Source organism: Streptomyces sp. NPDC004610 (assembly GCF_040609715.1).
Lineage (GTDB): Bacteria > Actinomycetota > Actinomycetes > Streptomycetales > Streptomycetaceae > Streptomyces.
The window spans coordinates 83,393-103,019 of the sequence record NZ_JBEXLA010000004.1; the positions used below are offsets into that span (position 1 = coordinate 83,393).

The 19,627-nt window shown below is 72.5% G+C and carries 18 protein-coding genes; 8 read left to right on the plus strand and 10 right to left on the minus strand.

All coding sequences use genetic code 11. The annotated features are described in order from the left end of the window. Positions 1 to 289: 289 nt before the first annotated feature. From ABZX40_RS05800 to msrA, 5 genes are all read right to left on the minus strand, one after another. A complete protein-coding gene (locus ABZX40_RS05800) occupies positions 290 to 1,939 on the minus strand; it encodes a sigma-70 family RNA polymerase sigma factor (protein WP_355737640.1) in 1,650 nt (549 codons plus the stop codon). A gap of 243 nt (positions 1,940 to 2,182) precedes the next feature. Further along, complete coding sequence (locus ABZX40_RS05805; protein ID WP_355737637.1) at positions 2,183 to 4,270, minus strand: restriction endonuclease; 2,088 nt, start codon at positions 4,268 to 4,270, stop codon at positions 2,183 to 2,185. Positions 4,271 to 4,315: 45 nt separating this feature from the next. Further along, a complete protein-coding gene (locus ABZX40_RS05810) occupies positions 4,316 to 5,428 on the minus strand; it encodes a caspase family protein (protein ID WP_355737634.1) in 1,113 nt (370 codons plus the stop codon). Then, the gene (locus ABZX40_RS05815) at positions 5,415 to 5,801 is read right to left on the minus strand and encodes a hypothetical protein (protein WP_355737631.1); all 387 of its coding nucleotides are present in this window, start codon (positions 5,799 to 5,801) and stop codon (positions 5,415 to 5,417) included. Before ABZX40_RS05815 ends, ABZX40_RS05810 begins: the two co-directional genes overlap by 14 nt. A gap of 311 nt (positions 5,802 to 6,112) precedes the next feature. Then, complete coding sequence (gene msrA, locus ABZX40_RS05820) at positions 6,113 to 6,781, minus strand: peptide-methionine (S)-S-oxide reductase MsrA (RefSeq protein WP_355737629.1); 669 nt, start codon at positions 6,779 to 6,781, stop codon at positions 6,113 to 6,115. Between the two features lie 221 nt (positions 6,782 to 7,002). Between msrA and ABZX40_RS05825 the strand changes: the two genes are divergently transcribed. Further along, positions 7,003 to 7,674, plus strand: a complete 672-nt coding sequence (locus ABZX40_RS05825) for a DUF998 domain-containing protein (protein ID WP_355737626.1) — start codon at positions 7,003 to 7,005, stop codon at positions 7,672 to 7,674. After that, positions 7,671 to 8,333 (plus strand): TetR/AcrR family transcriptional regulator, encoded by a 663-nt coding sequence (locus ABZX40_RS05830; RefSeq protein WP_355737624.1) that lies wholly within the window; start codon positions 7,671 to 7,673, stop codon positions 8,331 to 8,333. The genes ABZX40_RS05825 and ABZX40_RS05830 overlap by 4 nt, the downstream gene beginning before the upstream one ends. A 115-nt stretch (positions 8,334 to 8,448) precedes the next feature. Here ABZX40_RS05830 and ABZX40_RS05835 read toward each other — a convergent pair whose 3' ends face one another. Next, positions 8,449 to 9,567 carry a hypothetical protein gene (locus ABZX40_RS05835; protein WP_355737621.1) on the minus strand — a complete coding sequence of 373 codons (1,119 nt, stop codon included), beginning with the start codon at positions 9,565 to 9,567 and terminating at the stop codon, positions 8,449 to 8,451. Between the two features lie 153 nt (positions 9,568 to 9,720). On the opposite strand from ABZX40_RS05835, the gene ABZX40_RS05840 reads away from it, so the two are divergent. Then, a complete protein-coding gene (locus ABZX40_RS05840; protein ID WP_355737618.1) occupies positions 9,721 to 10,875 on the plus strand; it encodes a cystathionine gamma-synthase in 1,155 nt (384 codons plus the stop codon). A gap of 408 nt (positions 10,876 to 11,283) precedes the next feature. On the opposite strand, the gene ABZX40_RS05845 is transcribed toward ABZX40_RS05840, so the two are convergent. The 3 genes from ABZX40_RS05845 to ABZX40_RS05855 form a co-directional block, all read right to left on the minus strand. Further along, entirely contained in the window at positions 11,284 to 11,532 is a 249-nt protein-coding gene (locus ABZX40_RS05845; RefSeq protein ID WP_355737616.1) for a hypothetical protein, read from the minus strand. Between the two features lie 177 nt (positions 11,533 to 11,709). After that, positions 11,710 to 12,231 carry a sigma factor-like helix-turn-helix DNA-binding protein gene (locus ABZX40_RS05850; protein WP_355737614.1) on the minus strand — a complete coding sequence of 174 codons (522 nt, stop codon included), beginning with the start codon at positions 12,229 to 12,231 and terminating at the stop codon, positions 11,710 to 11,712. A 157-nt stretch (positions 12,232 to 12,388) separates the two neighbouring features. Next, on the minus strand, positions 12,389 to 12,937 hold the full coding sequence (locus tag ABZX40_RS05855; protein ID WP_355737611.1) for a MarR family transcriptional regulator: 549 nt from the start codon (positions 12,935 to 12,937) through the stop codon (positions 12,389 to 12,391). A 145-nt stretch (positions 12,938 to 13,082) separates the two neighbouring features. Between ABZX40_RS05855 and ilvA the strand changes: the two genes are divergently transcribed. From ilvA to ABZX40_RS05870, 3 genes are all read left to right on the plus strand, one after another. Continuing rightward, positions 13,083 to 14,330 carry a threonine ammonia-lyase gene (gene ilvA, locus ABZX40_RS05860; RefSeq protein WP_355737608.1) on the plus strand — a complete coding sequence of 416 codons (1,248 nt, stop codon included), beginning with the start codon at positions 13,083 to 13,085 and terminating at the stop codon, positions 14,328 to 14,330. A 201-nt stretch (positions 14,331 to 14,531) separates the two neighbouring features. Further along, complete coding sequence (locus tag ABZX40_RS05865) at positions 14,532 to 15,536, plus strand: ATP-binding cassette domain-containing protein (RefSeq protein ID WP_355737605.1); 1,005 nt, start codon at positions 14,532 to 14,534, stop codon at positions 15,534 to 15,536. Then, positions 15,533 to 16,378 (plus strand): ABC transporter permease, encoded by an 846-nt coding sequence (locus ABZX40_RS05870; RefSeq protein ID WP_355737602.1) that lies wholly within the window; start codon positions 15,533 to 15,535, stop codon positions 16,376 to 16,378. Before ABZX40_RS05865 ends, ABZX40_RS05870 begins: the two co-directional genes overlap by 4 nt. A 109-nt stretch (positions 16,379 to 16,487) precedes the next feature. Here ABZX40_RS05870 and ABZX40_RS05875 read toward each other — a convergent pair whose 3' ends face one another. Continuing rightward, positions 16,488 to 16,832, minus strand: coding sequence for a hypothetical protein (locus tag ABZX40_RS05875; RefSeq protein ID WP_355737856.1), 345 nt, complete (start codon positions 16,830 to 16,832; stop codon positions 16,488 to 16,490). 105 nt (positions 16,833 to 16,937) lie between these two features. Between ABZX40_RS05875 and ABZX40_RS05880 the strand changes: the two genes are divergently transcribed. After that, complete coding sequence (locus tag ABZX40_RS05880) at positions 16,938 to 18,116, plus strand: helix-turn-helix transcriptional regulator (RefSeq protein WP_355737599.1); 1,179 nt, start codon at positions 16,938 to 16,940, stop codon at positions 18,114 to 18,116. 232 nt (positions 18,117 to 18,348) lie between these two features. Next, positions 18,349 to 19,590 carry a helix-turn-helix transcriptional regulator gene (locus tag ABZX40_RS05885; protein ID WP_355737596.1) on the plus strand — a complete coding sequence of 414 codons (1,242 nt, stop codon included), beginning with the start codon at positions 18,349 to 18,351 and terminating at the stop codon, positions 19,588 to 19,590. Positions 19,591 to 19,627 lie beyond the last annotated feature (37 nt).

The window sequence follows — 19,627 nt, forward strand, 5'->3', positions numbered from 1 at the left end:
CCGTGGCGGCGGCCGTCCCCCGGTCCGGTTCGCGACGGCCGCAGTGGTGGCTGCCCCCAGCCCGGCTCACCGCCGTGGCGGCGGCTGACCTCCGGTCCGGTTCGCGACGGCGGCGGTGGCGGCCGGCCCTTGGCCCGGTCACGACCACCGCGGCGGCGGCCGACCCTCGGTCCGGTTCACCACCGCCGCAGCGGCGGACGACCTCCCGCCCGCCTCATCACCACCGCGGCGGCCAGCCGCCCCGCCCGGTTCACCACCACCACCGCCGCGGCCGGCCGCCCCGCCCGCCTCACGCCCGCGTACCGAACACCTGTGTCCACCACGGGCCGCCCGACCCCTCGTGCACCCCGAGGCCCATCTCCTTCACCGAGCAGTTGAGGATGTTGGCCCGGTGGCCGGGGCTGTCCATCCAGCCCTGCATGACCTGGGCGGCGCTCTGCTGGCCCCGGGCTATGTTCTCGGCGTAGGTGCTCCAGCGGTAGCCCGCCGCGGTGATCCGGTCGCCGGGGTCCGCGCCGTCCGGGTTGGTGTGGTCGAAGAAGTCCCGGGCGGCCATGTCGGCGGAGTGCCGCTGCGCGGCGGTGTCCAGGGTGCCGTTCTGCCGGACCGGGGAGCAGCCCGCCTGCGCCCGTTCGTCGTTCACCAGCGCCAGCACCTGCCCCGCGAAGCCGCTCGGCGGTGCCTCCTCGGTGGCCTCCGGGGGCGGCGGCGCGGGCCGGGTGGTGGTCCGGCTCGGTGTCGGCTTCGGCGCCGGACGCTTCGAACTCGCCGACGGGCTCGGCTTCTTCGACGCGGACGGGGACGGGGACGCGGAGGTCGACGGGGACGGCGAGGGGGACCCGGAAGGGCTCGGCGACGCGGAACCCTCCGGCGCGGCGAGCGCCGCCGTGGCACCGGCGTCCTCCCGCACGGCCCGCGCCGGTCCGTCCGCCCCGTCGTCCGGGACGAGCAGCGCCACACCCCCGCCCCCGGCCAGCAGCGCCGCGCACACCACGACGGCGGCCCGGCGCCGCCGTCTGCGCCGCAGGGCGTGCCGCTGCCGCACCCGGCCACCGCCGTCGGGGATGCCCGGAGATGCCGACGCGACCAACGGCTCGCGACCCCCCGTCGCCGCCAGCGCGACCAGGTGCTCGGGGGCCGTGGACGCGGCGAAGGCGACCCCCGGCGGGACCAGCGCCAGCCCCACCAGCAGCCCCTCGGCCGGTGCCAGCCCCTGCCCCAGACCGCCGCACACCGTGCAGTCCCGGGTGTGCCGCACCAACCGCTTGCGCCACAGCGGCGACGGCACCCCGTCCCAGTGCGCGACCGCGTCCGCCAGCAGGACGCAGCGGGGTGCGGCGGCCAGCGCCCGCACCACCACCCGTACCGCCTCCAGCTGCCCCTTCATCCGCTGCACCCGGACGGCGGTGTGCTGCGGGCTCAGCTCCAGCGCGGCGGCGACCTCGGCGCGGCTCAGCCGCCCGGCGGCCTCCAGCCACCACAGCGACAGCAGCGCCCGGTCGTCGTCGTCCAGCCAGCGGCTCGCCTCCGCGACCTCCCGCCGCTGCCCGGACAGCCCCAGCCGCAGGATCGCCAGCTCCACGAAGTCCGCGCCGGGATCGGGCACGTCGTACGCCGCGCGCAGACCGTCCCCGTAGACCGGAGCGGTGCGGTGGGCGGCGTCCTGGACGGCGTCGGCGTGGCCGCGTATTCGGTTCATGGTGATGGCCACCAGCCAGGACCGGAAGCGGTCCGGCTCGCGCAGCGAACCGAGCGAGTTCAGCGCCCGGATCATCGTCTCCTGCACCACGTCGTCCACGTCGGCATGGCCGTTCAGGGCCCGTCCCACGATGTTGTAGACGAGCGGCAGGTACCGGGCGACCAGTTCCTGCCGGGCCCGGTCGTCGCCCCGCTGCGCGGCCTCGACCAGCGCCGGGTCACCGTCCCTCTCCCTGCCCACACTCACTCCTCGGGTCGTCCCTGTACCGCCGCGTACTGCCGCTGTCCCTTCCGGCACACGGGAGACCCCGCGCGGGCGACGGCGATAACAGAAACCTGAGCAAATCTGAGTACGGGAGCGTAGGGGGGTCCGGGGCGCGGGTGCGCGACTAATCGGACGTGACGGAGGCCACGCCGGGCCCCCGCCGGGCCCCCACCGGGTGCGGGGGCCGGGGGCGAGGGCCGGCACGGGGGCCGGGGGCGGCTACTCGACCTCGATGCCGAAGTCCCCGATGAGCTGGGCCAGTCCGCCCGGGTAGCCCTTGCCGCCGAGGACGAAGTCCCAGTCGCCGCTGGCCCGCCGCCGGAACGAACCCAGCACCAACGCCGTCTCCCCGGGCCGCCCGTCGGACACCTCCAGCTCGCCCAGCTCCGCCCCGGCGGGGTCCAGCAGCCGGATCCGGGCGTCGGTGAAACCGGACAGATCGGCGTCCGGGTTCACCTCCGGGTCCACGGCGGCGACCAGCACCAGCCGGTCGGCGCCGGGCGGCAGCGCGTCGAAGCCGACCCGGAGCGCGGCCTTGTCGGGCGGCGCGGCCCGGACCGCGCGGACCGAGCCGTCCGGGGTGGCGGGGTTGTTGAAGAAGACGAAGTGGTCGTCGCCGAGGACCCGGTTGCCCCGGCAGACCAGCGCGCAGACATCCAGCACGACCCGCCCGGACCAGGACATCCCGAGGGTGTTGTGGTCGGACGGGACCGGCGGGGCGGCGGGGGAGGGCATGACGAGGGTGGGGTCCGAGGCCCCGGCGGGCTCGGGCCGCGCCGCGTCGCCGAGCCGCCCCCGCAGCCCGTGCCGGTGCAGCAGATCCACCAGCTCAACGCCCCCGACCAGCTCCAGCGGCTTGCCGTGCGCGAAGGCGTACGAGCCGGGCCCGAAACCGGAGGTGGTGACCAGGACGCCCTTGTTGGCCCCGGCGTCCTGGACCGTGCCGTACAGATCCCGGACGGCGGTGGGCGGCACGGTGGCGCGGTAGCGCTTGACCTGGACGACGATCTTCCCGCCCCGGATGGGCGCCGGGTCGACGGCGTCGATGTCCACGCCCCCGTCGCCCGAGCGCTGGGTGGTCACCGCGCGCATGCCCATGGCCCGGAACAACTCGGCGACGAGCCCTTCGAAGGCGATGGGGTCCATGGTGTGCAGGTCGGGTTCGTCGCCCAGGTACGGCAGTCCGGCGCCATGGGTGACGACGGGGTTGCCGACCTCGTCGGGCCGGGGCCCCGGGCGGACCGGGGTCAGCTGGTCCGGGCGGGCGGCGAGCTGTCCGCGCAGCGCGTCGGTGAGACAGCTCACCGGGTCGACCTGGTCGAGCCGCAGCTCGGTGAAGAGATGCCGGGGGGTGCTCACGGAGGCCAGCACGATCCGCGAACGGTGCCCGGTGGCCGGGTCGTTGTCGTCCACGAACCCGTTGAGGACGACGGAGCGCAGCGCCCCGTACGCGTCCGAGGCGTGCAACTGGTGCAGGACCAGCAGGACGGACTGGGCCAGCAGTTCCCGGTACAGGGCCCGGCGCCGGGTGACCGGCAGGGCGGTCTCCCGGTCGCGGTCCTCGGTGGCGACGTACCGCACGGCCTTCGCCTCGGGCACGGCCGCGTACGGCGGCAGCTCCCAGTCCAGGACCAGCCGGCGGGCGCCCGGCTCGTAGGCCGCGGACACCTGGCGGGGGAAGTCGTCCGGCCAGGCCGTGGAGGCGTAGAGCGCGGCGGTGAAGTACGCGACGACCGCCTCCGGTTCGCCGCGCCGGACCCCCTCGCTGATCTCGCCGATCCCCGCGTTGTGCCCCCGCACCTCGGCCCGGCGGCCCTCCGTCCACCGCTCGTACTCCGCCTGCCGGTCGGCGAGTTCGTGCTGCCGCCGCGCCTCGGCGGCCTGCGCCGCGTGCCAGTCGTGCTCGAACCGGGCCCGCGCCTCGGCCTGCGCCCGCCGGGACGCGTTCCAGCCGCCCGGCGCCGGATAGTGCGCCGGGTCGGGCATCGCGACGGGCACGCCCAGCGGACCGGGGTCGAAGGCGGGAAGGTCGACCCCCCGCAGCAGCGCCGACGGCCCGAAGCCGGGTATCCGGCAGCCGGTCACCAGAATCCGCTGCAACTCCCCCAGCCGGGCCTCCAGTTCATCCGTGCGGCGCCGCGCCTCGCCCTGCCGCCACTCCTTGTACTCCCGCGCCTCCTGATGGCGCCGCTGCTGCGCCGAGCGCGCCTGCTGGCGCTCCCGCTGCGCCTCGGCGGCCATCAGCCGCTGCTGCTGCCGCTGCATCTCCGCCCAGATCCCCACCAGACCGGCAGACCGACGACTCATCCGTTCCCGTCCTCCCACCCCACGAACACCCCACCGAACGAACCCCTACCGTACGAGCCTGAGCACCGGAAGCCTGCCGTGGGCGCCCACATAGGCGGGCGGCCCCGGCTGGTAATGGTGATCCGGCGGGGCCCACACGTGGTAGCCGCCCGGCACCCGCTGGATCTTCATCTCGACGGTGCCCCCGGGCTGTGCGTCGGCGGGGTAGTCCGGGTGCAGCCACAACCGCCGGTTCTCGTCCGCCCACATGGCCCAGGGGAGGGTGTAGGCGACGGCGCCGACCTCCATGCCGGAGATGGTGTCCGGCTGCATGTCCTCGGGGAGCAGCGCGCTGTCGGGGACGGGGGCGTACTCGGGGACCACGGGGAGCGGAGCGCCGGTGCCCTCTATCCCCTCCCCCCGGGCGATGACGAGATCGCCGACGCCGTCCAGGATCCAGAGTTTGGGGGTTTGCCGGGTGCGCCGGGCGAGCATCTCGGCACTGAGGTACCGGTGCAGATCGAGCGCGGAGACCAGACCGTCGGCGTCGAGATCGGCGGCGCCGGTACGCAGTCCATGGACGACGGCGGCGGTGAACACGGAGAGGCCGGACAGGTCGTCGTCGCCCGTGCCGGGGGTGGTCTCGAAGGCGAGCTGGATCTCGTCGGTGGCGCTGATGACGACCGTGCCGCTGCCCCGGAAGGACCCGCCGACCCTGATGCCGGGCTCCTGGGCATCCGGCCGCTCGCCCTTCGCGCCGGGCCGGATCGCACCGCTGAAGCAGCAGTCCAGCAGCAGCACCTTGCGGTCCGCCCGGCACAGCTGGAGCTGCTCGCTGACGAAGGCGGCGGGCACGGCGTACGACTGGAGCAGCAGGGGTTCGCGCAGGGTGTCCGTACCGGCGAAGAAGAGCCGTTCGTCGTAGTCCTTGATGCCGTGGCAGGAGAAGTAGACGAGGAGTTCGTCGTCGCGGGCGGCCTCGGTGAGGAAGCGCTGGAGGACCCGCTGGACGACATAGGCGGGCTGATCGAGGACCGGGGTGACCCGATAGTCGCCGACGGCGGGGTCGCCCAGCACCCGCCCCAGCTCGGCGGCGTCCCGCAACGGGGCGCCGAGCGGGTTCCACCGGTCGTCCTCGTAGGCGCCGGTGGCGATGAGCAGGGCCTTACGCAGCCCCATCGCCACCGCCCTCGCTCCGCAGGAACCGGTCGATCAGCTCCTGCTGCTGGTGCGCGGTGAGCCCGGTCATCTCCAGACTGTCGTCCCCGAGGACGAGCTGCGCGCTGCGCCCGGCGGCCCGCTCCGACCACGCCTGGACGACGGCCACGACGGCGTTGATCAGCTGCGGCGCGAGGGTGACGACCACGGTCCCGGCGACCAGCAGTTCCCCGGCCTTGCTGCCCTCGGGCGGGGCCCCACCGGCGAGCGGCTCGGCGCTCCCGACCGGCTGCCGCAGCAGCATCTCCCGCAACTGCCGGGCCGCGTCCGCGCGTTCCCGTGCGTCCGACCCCGAGCCGGTGTCCACGACGATCCGCACCTTTGCGTCACTCATGGCGAACATCCTGGCAGAAAAGGGGAGTTGGGGGGTGGGGAGCGGATATGTGCGGTACGGGGGAGGGGCGGCGGAGGGGAGGTGGTGGCGCGGGAGGCGGTGGAGGTGCGCGAGGCGGTGGAGGTGCGCCGGACATGTCTCGCGCCGCCCACCCGGTCGGTACCGGGGAGCGGCGCGCGGGGGATGTCGGTGCCGCCGGGGGGAGGTGGCGGTCGGCCGGTGGGGGCGTCGGTGCCGCCGACGGGTTGGGGGCCCGCCGGTCGATGGGGTTGTCGGTGCCGCCGGAGGCGATGCGCGGTGCGCCGTACGGGTCAGCCGTCGGCCTTGGCGACGCCGATCGGGCAGGACACGCCCGTCCCGCCGATGCCGCAGTAGCCCGCCGGGTTCTTGTCCAGGTACTGCTGGTGGTAGCCCTCCGCCGGGTAGAAGGCGCGGCCCTCCGCCGGGCGGATCTCCGTGGTGATCTGCCCGTAGCCCGAGCCCGTGAGGACCTTCTGATAGGCCGCGCGGGACGCCTCGGCGGCGGCTGCCTGCTCGGGGGAGTGGGTGTAGACCGCCGAGCGGTACTGGGTGCCCACGTCATTGCCCTGGCGGAAGCCCTGGGTGGGGTTGTGCGCCTCCCAGAACGTCTTGAGCAGGGACTCGTACGAGATCACCTTCGGGTCGAAGACCACGCGGACCACTTCGGTGTGACCGGTCAGGCCCGAGCAGACCTCGTCATAGGTGGGGTTCTCGGTGGAACCGCCCTGGTAGCCGACCAGCGTGGTGTAGACCCCCGCCGGGAGCTGCCAGAACTTGCGCTCGGCGCCCCAGAAACAGCCGAGGCCGAAGTCGGCGGTCTCCAGGCCCTCGGGGTAGGGGCCGAGCAGCGGGGTGCCGAGGACGGTGTGACGCTCGGGGACGGTGAAGCCCGGCTCCGGGCGCCCCCGCAGTGCCTGCTCGGGGGACGGCAGCTGGGGCGTGCGGCTGTGCAGGAACATCGTGGTCTCCAATCGGGGTCGGCTACTTCAACGCGGGGGGTTCCCCGGGAATTCCGATCGCCGCGGATCCTTCCGGGCCTCACCCCTGTACCCCTGCACCCCTCCACTCAACGCAAGCGGATAGATCTATCCAGATAGTGCTACCGTTGCGCGCAGCAGCAGCAGTCGGCGTCAGCCCTGCCGGGATGGCGCCTGCGCACATGAGGGTGAGAGGAGCTCCGATGTCACGCAAGGTGTGGCTTCCGCTCGGCGCGGTCGTCCTGATCGTGAACGCGGTGCAGTGGGTGGTTTCCGAAGCGTTGGCCGCGGCGGCCTGGACCGATCCGCCCTACAGCTACGCCAGGAACTACATCAGCGACCTGGGCGTCCCGGAATGCGGCGTCACCTTCCAGGACCGCGTCATCTGCTCGCCCGACCACACGCTGATGAACGTCTCGATCATCGCCGAGGGCGTTCTCTTCGCGATCGGCATCCTGCTGCTCGCCCGGCTGGTCAGCGGTCGTACCCGCAAGATCGTGACGACCCTCGCGGTCGGGCACGCCATCGGGTTCCTGCTGGTCGGCGTCTACCACGGTTCGGAGAGCGGGCCGAGCTACGGTCTGGCGCTGCATATGATCGGCGCGGGCATGGCGATCCTGGGCGCGAACACGCTGGCGATCATGTCGGGCACCCTGCGCGGCCTCCCCGTGGCGCGGTCCTACCGCGTGTTCAGCGTCGCCGTCGGGGTGCTGGGACTGCTGAGCCTGGCCCTGGTCGGGATCTCGGTGGAGACGGCCGGCGCCTTCGAGCGGGCCAGTGTCTACTCCTGGCTGCTCTGGAGCGTCGTGACCGGCGGTCTGATCCTGGCCGGGAAGCTGCGCCGCCCGGCGGTCGTGGAGAATGTCACGGTGTGACCGAGCAGACCAGATCCACGCGACCTCCGCTGCGCGCCGACGCCGAACGCAACCGCCGGCTGATCATGGAGACGGCCGAGCGGCTGTTCGCGCAGCGCGGGTCCGTCGTCCCCCTCAACGAGATCGCGCACGCGGCCGGGGTCGGGGTCGGCACCGTGTACCGGCGCTTCCCCGATGTGCAGTCACTGCTGGACGCGCTGTTCACCGAGCGCTTCACCGCGTTCATGGAGATCGCGACGGCCGCCGCGAAGGACCCCGACCCGGGGCGCGCGCTCACCACCTATCTGTTGGAGGCGGCGCGCTGGAGGGCCGATGACCGCGCCCTGGAGGTCATCCTCGGCAGCGCGAGCATCGAGGCGGAGCCCATCGCGGGGATCCGCGACGAGTTCGGCCGGCGGGTGGACGGGCTGGTCGAACGGGCTGTCGCGGCGGGCGTGGTGCGCGAGGACTTCGCCAGCGCGGATGTGTACGCCTTCCTCTACATGATGGGGGCCATCGCCGACCGCACCCAGGAGGTGGCCCCCGGCGCCTGGCGCCGCTACGCCGACGCCATGCTCACGGGCTTCGGCCTTCGGGCACCGACACCGGAGCCCACGGCCGCGATGACCGACGGGCAGGTCCGCCGGACGACCTGGCCGCGACCGGCGGAGGAGGGGTGAGCGGGGGCGGCCGTGGCTGTCGCCGGGGCCGAAAGGGGCCCGGTGGACCCCGTGGACCCCGTGGATGTCCGGCACCCCCCTCCGGGAGGCGTCCCGCCCGCCGAGACCGGGACGCTCACGCTCTCAGAGAGGCCAGGCTGCCGCCGTTCGCCTCGAAGCCCGCCACCGCCAGGGCCCGGTACACCGCGAACTCGGCCGCCGGGTCCTCCGAGAGCGTCCAGGGCAGGGCGCCCACATGGCCGTCCACATGCACCAGCTGGCCCATGGCCTCCGCCCAGCGCTCCGAGCGGACCAGGAAGAACACCAGCAGATGCCGGACGTGCGCCAGCATCGGATCGTCCGCGCGGGCGGAGTGCACCGCGTGCAGGGCGCCGTGGATCGCCTTGGTCACGACCTCGCTCTGGTAGAAACTCGCGACCAGATTGACCTCGGGCAGATGCTCGAACACCGCGAACAGCGGCATCGCCGCCAGCAGCGACCCGCGCGGCGCCCGCGCCGCCGCCGCCTCCGCGAACGCGTACGCCAGCTCCCGCGAGCCGTGCCACTTCTCGCACCAGTAGTGCAGCGCCGCCAGATGCGCGCCCATGTGGTTCGGCGCCCGGTCCAGGATCTTCAGCCAGAGCTGCTCGAACTCCTCGCGCGGATAACCGAGGCCCCGCGCCACCGAGAGCTGCACGATGTACGGGATCGGGTCCCCGGGGGCGAGCAGCGCCGCCTCCTCGCAGGCCGCCCTGGCCTCCTCCATGATGATCCGGAAGTCGTCCGTGCCCGGCGTCGCCGTCCGCCACGCCTGCTGGACCAGGAACTCGGCGTGCACCGCCGCGCCGCCCGCGTCCTTCGGCTGCTCAGCGCGCCACACCCGCAGCCACTGCCCGCCCGGTGTCTCACCGACCCCGCCCGGCCGCTGCTGGAGCTCCAGCGACGCCGCGCCCGCGAACGCCTGCACCCGCTGCCAGCGCGTCTCGCCGTCCGCCGGAGTGCCCGCCAGCAGCTGGGCCGCCGCGCGGTGGTCCTGGCCGCGCTGCACCACGTCCAGCACATCCAGCAGGTCCTGGTCCGGGCCCGGCATCCGGATGTCCAGCTCCTCCTGCCGGACGAAGCCGTAGTTCGCGGGGTCCGCCGCGTCCGGGTGGCCGGGCGGGACCAGCCCCACGGCCCGCCGCCGGCGCAGGGCGACCGGACCCAGCACGAAGCCGAGCATGAGCAGCGCCATCAGGACCCAGAGAATCTCCATGCCTCAAGCGAACCAGACCACGCCGACAATTGGCCAACCCACCGTCCCACCTGTGGACAACCGCCCGCGACCGCCTGTGGACAACCACGGGCCCTCGTCCGTGGACAACCGCCTGACCGCGCCGTCCCGCCCGGCGGACTACGCTCGGGGCCCATGAGCGACAGGCACATCAGTCAGCACTTCGAGACGCTCGCGATCCACGCGGGCAACACCGCCGATCCCCTGACCGGAGCGGTCGTCCCGCCGATCTACCAGGTGTCCACCTACAAACAGGACGGCGTCGGCGGACTGCGCGGCGGCTACGAGTACAGCCGCAGCGCCAATCCCACCCGCACCGCCCTGGAGGAGAACCTCGCGGCGCTGGAGGGCGGCCGTCGCGGTCTTGCCTTCGCGTCCGGGCTCGCGGCCGAGGACTGCCTGCTGCGCACCCTGCTCGCCCCCGGCGACCACGTGGTGATCCCCAACGACGCCTACGGCGGCACGTTCCGGCTGTTCGCCAAGGTCGTCGCGCGCTGGGGCGTCGAGTGGTCGGTCGCCGACACCAGCGACCCCGACGCCGTACGGGCCGCCCTCACCCCGAAGACCAAGGCGGTCTGGGTGGAGACGCCGTCCAACCCGCTGCTCGGCATCACGGACATCGCCGCCGTCGCCCAGATCGCCCGGGACGCGGGCGCCCGGCTGGTCGTCGACAACACCTTCGCCACGCCCTATCTCCAGCAGCCGCTGGCGCTCGGCGCCGATGTCGTCGTGCACTCGCTGACCAAGTACATGGGCGGCCACTCCGATGTCGTCGGCGGTGCGCTGGTCGTCGCCGACGAGGCGCTCGGCGAGGAACTGGCGTACCACCAGAACGCCATGGGCGCGGTCGCCGGGCCGTTCGATTCCTGGCTGGTGCTGCGCGGCGCGAAGACCCTGTCGGTCCGGATGGACCGGCACGGCGAGAACGCCACGAAGATCGCCGACATGCTCACCCGGCACGCGCGCGTGACCCGGGTCCTCTACCCGGGCCTGCCCGACCACCCCGGCCATGAGATCGCCGCCAAGCAGATGCGGTCCTTCGGCGGCATGGTCTCCTTCCAGGTCGCGGGCGGCGAGGAGGCGGCCGTCGAGGTCTGCAACCGGGCCCGGATCTTCACGCTCGGTGAGTCCCTCGGCGGGGTCGAGTCCCTGATCGAGCACCCGGGCCGGATGACCCACGCCTCGGCCGCCGGTTCGGCCCTGGAGGTCCCGGGCGACCTGGTCCGGCTGTCCGTCGGCATCGAGAACGTCGACGATCTCCTGGAAGACCTCCAGCAGGCGCTGGGCTAGCCGCGCGAGGGTGCCCACCGGGCTCACGGGCCGGTAGGCGGGCGCTGGGCTGAGCCGCCCGCAGGGGTTGCCAGCCTCTCAGGGTGCGCCGGGCTGGGCCGCCCGCAGGGGCCCGCCGGGCTCACCGACCGGTAGGCGGGGCCCTGCGCTGACCCGCCCGCAGGGGTTGCCAGCCCCTCAGGGTGCGCTGGGATGAGCCGCCCGCAGGGGTCCGCCCGGCTCACCGGCCGGTCGGCGGGGCCCTGCGCTGAGCCGCCCGCCGGGGTTGCCAGCCCCTCAGGGTGCGCCGGGCTGGGCCGCCCGCAGGGGCCCGCCCCGCTCACCGGCCGCACGGCGGGCCCTGCGCTGACCCGCCCGCAGGGGGCACCGACCGCTCAGCGGGCCCTGGGGCCGAGCCGTCCGCCGGGCTCACCAGCCGGTCAGCGGTGGGGTCGTCTCCGACGGCGGCTCCACCCAGGGCCGTACGGTCAGCGCCCACACCGTGAACGCCACGCACGCGGCCAGCATCAGCAGCCACAGCAGCCGCAGCGCGACCCGGCGGCGGCGCAGGGCCCGGCCGCCCCGGCGGACGGCGTCCCGGTGCAGCTCGGGCGGGACCGGCGGGGGCCGCCGCTCCAGGATCCGCCGGGCAGCGGCCTCACGGTCGGCGCGGCTCATGACCCCGGCCGCTTTCGCCGGGGGCCGTTTATGAGGTCGCTGGCTTCGGGGCCCGTACCGTCGGCGCGGCTCATGACCCCGGCCGCTTTCGTCCGGGGCCGTTTATGAGGTCGCTGGCTTCGGGGCCCGTACCGTCGGCGCGGCTCATGACCCCGGCCGCCTTCCCCCCGGGGCCGTTCACGAGGTCGCCGCCTTCGGGGCCCGCACCGGGGGCGTGGCCCGGCGCGGGGGATGCAGCAGTGTCGCCGTGGCCCGGTCGCACAGGGCGTGGACGCGTTCCACGGGGAGCCCGAGCAGCGCGGCGGTCTGCTCCTCGGCGACGCCCTCGAACAGCCGCAGCACCAGCACCAGCCGTTCCCGGGGGCCCAGCACGGCCAGGGTGCTGTCGGGATGGGGGCGGGCCCGCCCGAGGGCCCCGTACTGGTGCCAGGCGGAGCGCGCGAAGCGTCCGGCGAGATACTGCCGGGTCCGGTCGTACGGGTCCTCCCCGCGCAGCCGGTCCCAGGCCGCGTAGGTGTGGGCGAGGGACAGGGTGAGCAGGTGCCGCGCGCGGGGATTGGCGTCCGGGGTCTCGGCGGTGAGCAGGGTGGCGGTGTGCAGCAGCCGACCCGAGGCGCCCGCCGCGAACGCCGCGAACTCCTCGTCCCGGCGGGCGTCCCGCACCGTCCGCCGTGCCTGAGCCTGTGCCCGTGCCCACACCGCGCCTCCCCCTGAGGCCGTTTTGAGGCCGTCCTGAAGCCTTCCCGGAGCCGTCTCCCGAGGGGCGGCGCCGGAAGCGACCGCCCTCGCCTCATGGGAGACCGGCCGCACCCCGCCGGTCAAGAACCGTGCACGGCCGGGGACACGCCGGTGAGGGTCAGGACAGGCCCGGGGCGTCCGCGCCCGGCGTGTCCTGGGCGGACATCCGGGAGGACAGCGCCCGGTTGAAACGGGTGAGGAGCGTGCAGAACGCCTCCCGCTCCTGCGGCGTCCACTCCTCCGTCAGCTCGGCCATGAGCTGCCGGCGGGAGGAGCGCACCTCGTCCAGCCGGGAGTGCCCGCGCGGGGAGAGCTGGAGGACCACCGCGCGGCCGTCCTCGGGGTGGGAGGTCCGCTTGACCAGCCCGGTGTCCACCAGGGGCGCCACCTGCCGGGTGACGGTGGAGGAGTCGATGCCCATGCTGGAGGCGAGGGCCTTGACCCCCATGGGGCCCTCGTTGTCGAGCCGGTTGAGCAGCAGGTACGCGGCCCGGTCCATGGAGTTGCGGACCTGCCCGACGCCACCGAGCCGGGTCTGTTCGGCCCGGCGGGCGAACACCGCGACCTCGTGCTGCATCGCGTCGAGAAGACCGGTGTCACCGACGGTCGTCACGTCCTTCGTCACGTCCGTCGTCATGTCCATCGACATGTCAGGCGTTGTGGGCATGGCCAGGGGGCTCACTTCATGCTGGGTGCCAAGGTTGGGGGACAGGGTACGCGGATGGAAGGCGGGCCGTACCGGCGCTGCGGAAACCGGTCTCGGTGCTTGGTCACACCCGCGTGTGCCGCCTGTGAACTGCGAGACTTGAGTCATGAACCACCGCAGGACCGCCCCCGCCGCCCCCTCGTCCCCGGTCACCCTGGACGATGTGCGGGGCGCGCAGAAGATGCTCATGGGCGTGGCGCGGGTGACCGCGATGGAGGGCAGCCGCTATCTGACCCAGCTGGTCGGCTCGCCGGTGCACCTCAAGTGCGAGAACCTCCAGCGGACGGGTTCGTTCAAGCTGCGCGGCGCCTATGTGCGGATCGCCGGGCTGCTGCCCCAGGAGCGGGCGGCCGGGGTGGTCGCGGCGAGCGCGGGCAATCACGCCCAGGGGGTGGCGCTGGCCTCCGCGCTGCTCGGGGTGCGGGCGACGGTGTTCATGCCGAAGGGCGCCCCGCTGCCCAAGATCAGCGCGACCCGGGAGTACGGCGCCGAGGTGCGGCTGCACGGTCAGGTCGTCGACGAGACGCTGGCCGCCGCGCAGGAGTACGCCCGGACGACGGGGGCGGTGTTCATCCACCCCTTCGACCACCCGGACATCATCGCCGGGCAGGGCACGGTCGGGCTGGAGATCCTGGAGCAGTGCCCCGAGGTGCGCACGATCGTCGTGGGGATGGGCGGCGGCGGGCTGGCGGCCGGGATCGCGGTCGCGGTGAAGGCGCTGCGCCCGGACGTACGGATCATCGGGGTGCAGGCGGCGGGGGCGGCGGCGTATCCGCCGTCGCTGGCGGCGGGCCGTCCGGTGGCGGTCGAACTGCCGACGACGATGGCCGACGGCATCAAGGTGGGCCGCCCCGGGGATGTCCCGTTCGCGATCTGCGCACAGCTGGTGGACGAGGTCCGTACGGTCTCCGAGGACGCGCTGTCGGCCGCGCTGCTGCTCTGCCTGGAGCGGGCGAAACTGGTGGTGGAACCGGCGGGGGCGAGCCCGGTCGCGGCGCTGCTGAGCGACCCGGCGGGGCCGAGGATGCCGGAGGGACCGGTGGTCGCCGTCCTGTCCGGGGGGAACGTGGATCCGGTGCTGATGGAGCGGGTGCTGCGGCACGGAATGGCCGCGCAGGGCCGCTACCTGGCGGTTCGCCTCCGGCTGACCGACCGTCCCGGGGCCCTGGCCTCGCTGCTGGGGGCGTTGTCAGTGGTGGACGCTAACGTGCTCGATGTGAGTCATGTACGAACCGATCCCCGGCTCGGGCTCACCGAGGCGGAGGTCGAACTGCACCTGGAGACCAAGGGCCCGGCCCACTGCGCCGAGGTCGGCCAGGCCCTGCGTGACGCGGGGTACACGGTCATCGACTGAGGCGGCGACGAGGGCGGCGGGGCTCGCGCATAAACCCGTTGTAAGACGCGATACATCGCGTTATGGTGTCCGGCGTGGCGGACGCGTACCCCCGCCACCATCCCCTTCACGCACACCCCTGTGCGGAACAGAACACCACCTTCTACGCTTCTCAGACTTTCACCACTCTTCTCGAATCAACCTGATCATGTGGAGACTCATATGCCAGGCGCCATCTACGCCGAGGGTCTGGTCAAGACCTTCGGTGACGTAAAGGCACTGGACGGCGTCGATCTCGATGTCCCGGAAGGCACCGTGCTGGGCCTGCTCGGGCCGAACGGCGCGGGAAAGACCACCACCGTCCGCTGTCTGACCACCTTGCTCCGCCCCGACAGCGGCCGTGCCGTCGTCGCCGGGATCGATGTGCTCAAGAACCCGAACGACGTCCGCCGCTCCATCGGCCTGTCCGGCCAGTTCGCCGCGGTGGACGAGTATCTGACCGGCCGGGAGAACCTCCAGATGGTCGGCCAGCTCTACCAGATGCGGTCCAAGGCCGCGAAGGTCCGGGCCACCGAGCTGCTCGACCAGTTCAACCTGGCCGACGCGGCCGACCGCCCCGCGAAGACCTACTCCGGCGGTATGCGCCGCAGGCTCGACCTGGCGGCGGCGCTCGTGGTCCGCCCGCCGGTGATGTTCATGGACGAGCCCACCACGGGCCTCGACCCGCGCAACCGCCAGCAGCTGTGGGAGGTCATCAAGCAGCTTGTCTCCGGCGGTACGACACTCCTGCTCACCACCCAGTATCTGGAGGAGGCCGACCATCTCGCGCACGACATCGCGGTGGTCGACCACGGCAAGGTGATCGCCCGCGGCACCTCCGACCAGCTCAAGGCCCGCACCGGCGGCGAGCGCGTCGAGGTCGTCGTCCATGAGCGCGAGGACATCGCCACGGCGTCCGAGATCCTGCGGGGCTTCGGCAAGGGGGACACGACGGTCGAGGACCACCAGCGCAAGCTGACCGTCCCGGTCACCGGCGGCGCGAAGCTCCTCGCGGAGATCATCCGCGAACTGGACACCCGGGGCATCGAGATCGACGACATCGGGCTGCGCCGCCCCACCCTGGACGACGTCTTCCTCTCCCTGACCGGCCACATAGCCGAAGAGGAGTCCGCGGACGGCACCGCCCCCGGCAAGTCCCCCAAGCAGAAGAAGGAGACCGCGCAGTGAGTGCCGTCACCGACGCGGTGCCGATCGCGCCGCCCACGAACCCGGTGATCCAGTCCGTACGGGACTCCCTGGTGGTGGCCCGGCGGAATCTGATCCGGATGTCCCGCATCCCCGAGATGATCATCTTCGGCCTTTTCCAGCCGATCATGTTCGTCGTGCTGTTCAGCTATGTCTTCGGCGGCTCCATGGACATCGGGGGCACCACGGACCCCGCCGTCTACCGCGAGTTCCTGATGGCCGGCATCTTCGCCCAGACCGTCACCTTCGCGACGGCGGGCGCGGGCGCCGGAATCGCCGACGACATGCACAAGGGCCTGATCGACCGCTTCCGTTCGCTGCCGATGGCGCGGGGCGCGGTGCTCACCGGGCGCACACTGGCCGACCTGGTGCAGACCGCGCTGACGCTCTTCGTCCTCGCGATCGTCGCCCTCCTCGTCGGCTGGCGCACCCACACCAACTTCGGTGAGGTACTGGGCGCGTTCGGTCTGCTGCTTCTGCTCGGGTACGCGTTCACCTGGGTCGGCGCGCTGATCGGCCTGTCCGTACGGACGCCGGAGGCGGCCACGTCCGGCGGTCTGGTGTGGCTGTTCCCGGTGACGTTCGTGTCCAACGCGTTCGTGGACAGCAGCCGGATGACGCCGTGGCTCCAGCATGTGGCGGACTGGAACCCGTTCAGCGCGACGGTGCAGGCGTGCCGGGTGCTGTTCGGGAACCCGGGGGTGTCCCCGTCGGACGCGTGGCCGATGCAGCATCCGGTGTGGGCGTCGCTGATCTGGTCGGTCCTGATCATCGTGGTGTTCCGGACGCTGGCGGTCCGGAAGTACCGGAGCGCGGCGAGCTGACGGCTCCGCCGCTGGACGAGGCGTGCGGAAGGGCCAGGACCGGGATGGGGTACCGGTTCCTGGCCCTTCGCCACATCCACATTCACATTCACATCCGTACCGTCGGCGTTCAGGGCCTTGTCGCGCCCTCGATCGCCTCGAAGATGTCGGAGTTGGTCTCGCGCTGCCACGCGGGCTGCTCCGGCCAGTCGGCGACGTACGACGGCTTCGGGTCGGGGAAGTGGGCGAAGATCTGGGCGATCCAGCAGAGCGAGACGAAGCGCCCCTTCTGCTCCCGGGTGAGCCGCGCCGCGCTCCGCCCGCTGACCCGCAGAAACTCACGGACCTGACCGCAGACGACGGCCGCGGACTCGCGCTCCCAGTCGGGGGTGTCCTCCCAGGGCGTGATGTAGCCGGGCTTGGGCTCCCCGGGGAAGTGGGCCTTCACACCGGTGATCCAGGCTTCCCGGAACATCCGGCCGTCTTCTTCGGGGTGTGCCACGCCAATGCCTTTCGTCGCGTCGATCTGCCGAACTCAGCACGCCTGAGCGCCTGCTGCCGGAAGCCGTACCCTCGAATCATGAGTGCCAACATCGGGGCACGGCTCCGTGATGTTCGCAAGCGCCGGGGCATGAGCCAGCGGGAACTCGCCGACACGTCCGGGATCTCCCTCTCCCTGATCCGAAAGCTGGAGCAGGGCGACCGAGCAGACACTCGCCTGGAAACCGCACGCAGCCTCGCCGCCGCCCTGCGGGTCCCCACCACCCGCTTGATGGCGGACGCCGTAGAGGAAGGCGCGGGACGGGCGACGCGCGACCAGTGGGAGCCCGTGCGCCGGGCGCTCGTCATCCCTCCGACGGGTGACGACGGCCTTGAGGAGCCCACCCTCAAAGGGGTGCGCAGCGCACTGCGGCACGCGATGCCCCTCTTCTCCGGGGACCGCTTCGCCGAACTCGGCGCGATCCTCCCGCCCCTGCTGCGGGACACCGACGTACTCGCCCGGCACGATCCGGACGGCCGGGCGGTCCGCGTCAAGCTGATGCAGCTCACGGGGTGGCTCCTGACCCAGACCCGGCAGTTCGACATCGCCGAGATGGCCCTCGAACGCGCCCTCGACGAGTCCGCCGACCGCCTCCAGGCAGCCTCGACGGTCAGCACCCAATGCTGGCTCCTCCTGCGCCGAGGACGTATCGCACAGGCCCGCGAACTCGCCACGGAGTGGGCCGACGACACCGAGCCGCGCATGTCCAGGGCCACCCCGTCCGAACTGAGCGCCTGGGGCTGGCTCCTGCTCCGTGCCTCGGCCGCCGGTATCCGGGACAACCGTCCGGGCGAGGCGGAGCACGCGTTGCGTCTCGCGCAGTCGGCAGCCGTGGCCATGGGACGTGAGTTCGCGCCCGCCGAGGATTTTCTGCGCACCTTCGGCCCCGTCACCGTGGCCCTGAAGCGCACCGAGAACGCGATGATCTCCGGCCGACCGGACCAGGTGCTCCACCTGGCGACCCAGATCCCCGCCGACAAGCTGAGGCCCACGTCGAACAACCGGAACCGCCACCTGCTCGACGTCGCCGACGCCTATACCCGCACCCGGCGGTACGGGGAGGCCGTCGAGGTACTGCAAGGGATCAACGCAACCTCACCGCAGTGGCTCCCGAACCAGCGGTACGCCCGCGACATCATGGAACGCGTCGTGGGCAAACGCCGCACCCTCACACCGGAGATGCGGACGCTCGCGGATGTGGTGAGCCTGCCGGTGTGACGCCGTGTGGCAGTGACCGCGTACAGCTCCGCCCGAGCAACGGCCGATGCCCACCCCCGAACACGTACACGCCGCCCTCGGCGATTGCGACCCCCTCGCCCACCAGCCACCTCGTGGGCGCACCCTCACGGCGTGACGCCCGGCTGGCCGGCCCTTCGCCGTGCCGGGGGCCGGGCTCAGGAAATCGCGGCATCCCCCACCGCCGTACGCTGGCCGGAGAAGGTGGTGACGCATGTCGGAAGAACTCGCACGCAATGTACGACGCTACCGGCGCGCAAGGGGGTACAGCCAAGAGGAACTGGCCCATCGATCAGGTCTGTCCGTCGGTCCGGTGCGGCGGATAGAGCAGGGGCAGGACGGGTTTCGGATGGAGACCCTTCACTCGATCGCACGTGCCTTGGGCGTGAAGACGTCCGACCTGATGGCGCCAGGGCCGCCCGAGCCGGTGAAACTCGAAGACCCGAACAGCCAGAACCTGCGTGAGCTGCGTATCGCGCTGACGCCCGCGCTCAGCCTGGCTCCCGCCAGCAGCCCGGTGGGCGACGAGCCCGATCTTCACCGTCTGCGCAGAATGACGCACGACAACTCTGTTCTGTACTTCAGCGACACCTATACGAGCATCGCTGCGGAACTGCCCGGCCTCATCAAGGCGGCGAATGACGCCGTGACCTACTTCGACTCCGGGGAGCAGCGGGCAGAAGCGCTTGTTCTCCGCTCCCAGGCGCTCAACGTAGTGGGCCGATATCTGACCCAGGTCAGGCAGTTCGATCTGGCTCATGTGGCGGCGAGGAGCGCGATCGAGGACGCCAAGGGCGCGGGAGACGACCTTGCCGCAGCGTCCGGCGTGGGCGGGATGTGCTGGCTCCTCATCAGGACTCAGCGGTTCGACGAAGCCGAGGACATCGCCGTCGCGACGATGGATGTGGTGGAACCCAAGATCATGGGCGCTACGCCGGATCAGTACGCCACATGGGGCGGCCTGGCGATGGAGGCGGCGGCTGCCGCCATTCGCAACAACCGTCCCGAGGAAGCCGTGGCGCTGCGCCGGGCAGCCGGTACCGCGGCCAGAGCGGTCGGCAAGGGGCACAAGAACTTCTTGCGGCACTGGTCGCGGTTCGGTCCCGTCACCGCGGCCATGAAGGAACTCGAAGACCACATGATCGTGGGCGATGCACGGTCCGTGATCCGGAAGTCCAAGGACGAGGAAGCCCTCCAGGAGAAGCACTGGAAGCGGCTTGGCGGGCCCAGCACGAACGACGGCCACCGCTACCGGCTCGACCTCGCGCGTGCGTTTGTCCGTACGGGAGACCCCACGGCGGCCATGGAGGAGCTGACCCACCTTGATGAGGCCGCACCCCAGTGGTTCTGCCACCAGGCATCGGCGGCGATCACGTTCGAGGAGATCTCGAAGAAGCGTCGGACCCTGACGGCGGAGATGCGGAGGGTGGGCGCCCGCCTGGGCGCTTTCGCGTAACTGCACCACCCAGATGCACTTCTGACGATACGTCGGC

Coding starts and splice junctions, on each gene's coding strand:
- ABZX40_RS05805 (WP_355737637.1), bottom strand. CDS start 4,270: ATGAGTCGTCGGTCTGCCGGTCTGGTGGGGATCTGGGCGGAGATGCAG.
- ABZX40_RS05810 (WP_355737634.1), bottom strand. CDS start 5,428: ATGGGGCTGCGTAAGGCCCTGCTCATCGCCACCGGCGCCTACGAGGAC.
- ABZX40_RS05815 (WP_355737631.1), bottom strand. CDS start 5,801: ATGAGTGACGCAAAGGTGCGGATCGTCGTGGACACCGGCTCGGGGTCG.
- msrA (WP_355737629.1), bottom strand. CDS start 6,781: ATGTTCCTGCACAGCCGCACGCCCCAGCTGCCGTCCCCCGAGCAGGCA.
- ABZX40_RS05825 (WP_355737626.1), top strand. CDS start 7,003: ATGTCACGCAAGGTGTGGCTTCCGCTCGGCGCGGTCGTCCTGATCGTG.
- ABZX40_RS05835 (WP_355737621.1), bottom strand. CDS start 9,567: ATGGAGATTCTCTGGGTCCTGATGGCGCTGCTCATGCTCGGCTTCGTG.
- ABZX40_RS05840 (WP_355737618.1), top strand. CDS start 9,721: ATGAGCGACAGGCACATCAGTCAGCACTTCGAGACGCTCGCGATCCAC.
- ABZX40_RS05845 (WP_355737616.1), bottom strand. CDS start 11,532: ATGAGCCGCGCCGACCGTGAGGCCGCTGCCCGGCGGATCCTGGAGCGG.
- ABZX40_RS05855 (WP_355737611.1), bottom strand. CDS start 12,937: ATGCCCACAACGCCTGACATGTCGATGGACATGACGACGGACGTGACG.
- ilvA (WP_355737608.1), top strand. CDS start 13,083: ATGAACCACCGCAGGACCGCCCCCGCCGCCCCCTCGTCCCCGGTCACC.
- ABZX40_RS05865 (WP_355737605.1), top strand. CDS start 14,532: ATGCCAGGCGCCATCTACGCCGAGGGTCTGGTCAAGACCTTCGGTGAC.
- ABZX40_RS05875 (WP_355737856.1), bottom strand. CDS start 16,832: ATGTTCCGGGAAGCCTGGATCACCGGTGTGAAGGCCCACTTCCCCGGG.
- ABZX40_RS05880 (WP_355737599.1), top strand. CDS start 16,938: ATGAGTGCCAACATCGGGGCACGGCTCCGTGATGTTCGCAAGCGCCGG.
- ABZX40_RS05885 (WP_355737596.1), top strand. CDS start 18,349: ATGTCGGAAGAACTCGCACGCAATGTACGACGCTACCGGCGCGCAAGG.